Below are 2,651 nucleotides of genomic sequence, written 5' to 3' on the forward strand. Positions count from 1 at the left end.
GGCCCGCCACGTCGCCGGGCTGCCAGCGGGCGAGCTGCCGCTCAGCGATGGCCTGCAGCATGGCGTCGCGCTGCGCGCCCTGCGCCGCATGGCCCGAGCCCTGCTGCGCATCGATGGCGTAGACGGCGGACACGCCGGGAATGCGTTCGAACGGGCCGCGGCGCGCCAGCTGCAGCCAGAAGTCCCAGTCCTCGAACAGGTCCAGCGTGGGGTCGAAGCGGCAGGGCGGCGCGGCGCGCACCGCGTCCATGCGGAACAGCACGGCGTGGATCGGCAGGTAGTTCTGCAGCTGCAGTGCGGCTACGTCGAAATTCTGGGCGAACGTGTGCAGCACGCGCTCGCCGTCCGCCATGCACGCCACGTCGCCATAGGCGGCGACCAGTTCCGGGCGCCCGCGCAGGACGTCGGCCAGCTTGCGCAGGTGGCCGGGCAGCAGCCAGTCGTCGTCGTCCAGGAACAGCGCGCAGGGCGTGCGCACGGCGTCGAGCAGCGCGTTGGCGGCACCGGCACGGCCAAGGCCGCCGCCCAAGTCGATCACGCGGGCGGCAACGCCTTCGAGCATGGCCGGCAGGCCCTCGATCGGCCGGCCCGCATCGTTCAACACCAGCAGTTCCCAACCGGTGAACTGCTGGCGCTTCACCGACTCGACGGCCGCTCGCAGGCTGGCCCGCCCGGTCGTGCGGATCAGCACGGACACGAAGGGCGAAGCGGACGCGGGGGCGGGAAAGGGCTGGTTCATGCGCCAACAGGAACGAAAAGACGGGGCGATGCGGCTGGCGCCGGTGCCTGGAGAATGGCGCCGCAGTGTAGCGCACCACCTCGTCCATGCCCTGAAAAGTTCATATAGGAAGCTGCTACACTTCGTTTCCTATATGAATTCTGCTGAGCTACGGATGCCCATCCCGCCGACCGCGCTGCCACTGGCTTCCAGCGGCAGCGTGGAACTGCGCATCGGCCTGCAGACCGGCCCGGAGCAGCGCCAGCGCCTGCTGGACCTGCAGCGGGCATTCGCCGAAGTGTGCAATGCGCTGACGCCGCTGGTGCGGGAAACCCGCTGCTGGAACCGCGTCACCCTGCACCACCTCACCTACCGTCAGTTGCGCGAACGCTTTCCCGCCGTGGGCTCGCAGATGGTGTGCAACGCGATCTATTCGGTCTCGCGCACCAGCCGGCAGCTGTTCCAGTCGCCCGACAGCCCGTTCAACATCGCCAAGCTGGACAGCGAGGGCCGGCGCCTGCCGCTGCTGCAGTTCAGCGACAGCGCCCCGGTGTACTTCGACCGCCACACCCTCAGCCTGAAGAGCGGGCGGCTGTCCATGTACACGCTGGACGGCCGCATCCGCTTCGACCTCGCCCTGCCGGCGGAGCACGAACAGGCTTTCCACGAGAAGAAGCTGCGCGAGGTGGTGCTCAACCGCGCCTCCGACGGCAGCTTCGAGCTGCGCTTCCAGCTGTCCGACGGCGGCCCCCTCGCCGATGACCTCGACGACGAGCGCACCTCCGAAATTCCCGAATACGTCCTGATCCAGGAGACCGCATGAGTTCCCCCGCCCCGACCCCACCCGGTTCGTCCGAGCTGCGCGCCGCCGTGTATGCGCTCAAGCCGTATTTCGTGCGCTCGTTCTGGTTCAGCCTGTTCGCCAGCCTGCTGGTGCTGGTGCCCAGCGCCTACATGCTGGAGGTGTACGACCGCGTGGTCAACAGCCGCAACATGTTCACGCTGCTGATGCTGACCATCATGGTGCTGCTGGCGTACGCGGTGATGGAACTGCTGGAGTGGGCGCGCAGCGAGGTGATGCAGGAGGCCAGCCACGAGCTCGACACCAAGATGAACAAGCGCCTCTTCACGGCGGTGTTCTCCATGCAGCTGGCGCGCGGCTCGGCCGGCGGCGCGCAGCAGTCGATGAACGATTTCCGCACCGTGCGCGAATTCCTCTACTCGCCCGCGCTGCTGGCGGTGCTGGAGTCCCCGGTGGCGCTGGTGTGCCTGGTGCTGCTGTTCGCCATCCACCCGCTGCTCGGCTGGTCGGCGCTGGCCGGCGCGCTGGTGCAGACGCTGGTCGCCTGGCTGAACGAGCGCAGCAGCCAGCCGCCGCTGCAGGAAGCCACGCGCCACGCCATCGCCGCGCAGCAATACGCCGACGGCAGCCTGCGCAACGCCGAAGTGATCGAATCCATGGGCATGCTGCGCGACATCCACCGCCGGTGGATGGAAAAGCAGCAGGAGTTCCTGCGGCTGCAGGCGGTCGCCTCCGACAACGCCGGCATCTACCAGGCGCTCACCAAGTTCGTGCAGACCCTGATGGGTTCGGCACTGCTCGGCCTGGGTGCCTGGCTGCTGCTGCAGAACACGCTCACCGGCGGCGGCGGCATGATGATCGTCGGCTCCATCCTCGGCGGCCGCGTGCTCGCACCGCTGGCCGCCATCGTGGTGAACTGGCGCATGGTGGGCACGGCGCGCGACGCCTGGACCCGGCTGGACAAGCTGCTGGCCGCCATCGCGCCCAAGCAGCAGGCGATGCCGCTGCCGCCCCCGCGCGGCATGCTGCAGGTGGAGCCGCTGGTGGCCGGCGCGCCCGGCAACAACCAGCCGATCCTGCGCGGCGTGGCGTTCACGCTGCCGCCCGGCGAGCTGCTGGCCGTTGTCGGCC

Annotated in this window: 3 protein-coding genes; 2 read left to right on the forward strand and 1 reads right to left on the reverse strand. The window is 69.2% G+C overall.

Annotated elements, in window-relative coordinates:
* Nucleotides 1-739: glycosyltransferase (locus H0U68_RS08390; protein WP_296354539.1), on the reverse strand; the 739-nt coding region annotated here is incomplete at its 3' end.
* Nucleotides 740-893: 154 nt separating this feature from the next.
* Between H0U68_RS08390 and H0U68_RS08395 the strand changes: the two genes are divergently transcribed.
* Both H0U68_RS08395 and H0U68_RS08400 read left to right on the forward strand, forming a co-directional pair.
* Nucleotides 894-1,541 carry a hypothetical protein gene (locus H0U68_RS08395; protein WP_296354540.1) on the forward strand — a complete coding sequence of 216 codons (648 nt, stop codon included), beginning with the start codon at nucleotides 894-896 and terminating at the stop codon, nucleotides 1,539-1,541.
* Nucleotides 1,538-2,651 (forward strand): ABC transporter transmembrane domain-containing protein (locus tag H0U68_RS08400; RefSeq protein ID WP_296354543.1); only part of this gene is annotated, 1,114 nt, incomplete at its 3' end. The genes H0U68_RS08395 and H0U68_RS08400, both read left to right, overlap by 4 nt.

It is taken from the genome of Ramlibacter sp. (assembly GCF_013697775.1).
In the GTDB taxonomy this organism is placed as follows: domain Bacteria; phylum Pseudomonadota; class Gammaproteobacteria; order Burkholderiales; family Burkholderiaceae_C; genus Ramlibacter.

Coding starts and splice junctions, on each gene's coding strand:
- H0U68_RS08395 (WP_296354540.1), top strand. CDS start 894: ATGCCCATCCCGCCGACCGCGCTGCCACTGGCTTCCAGCGGCAGCGTG.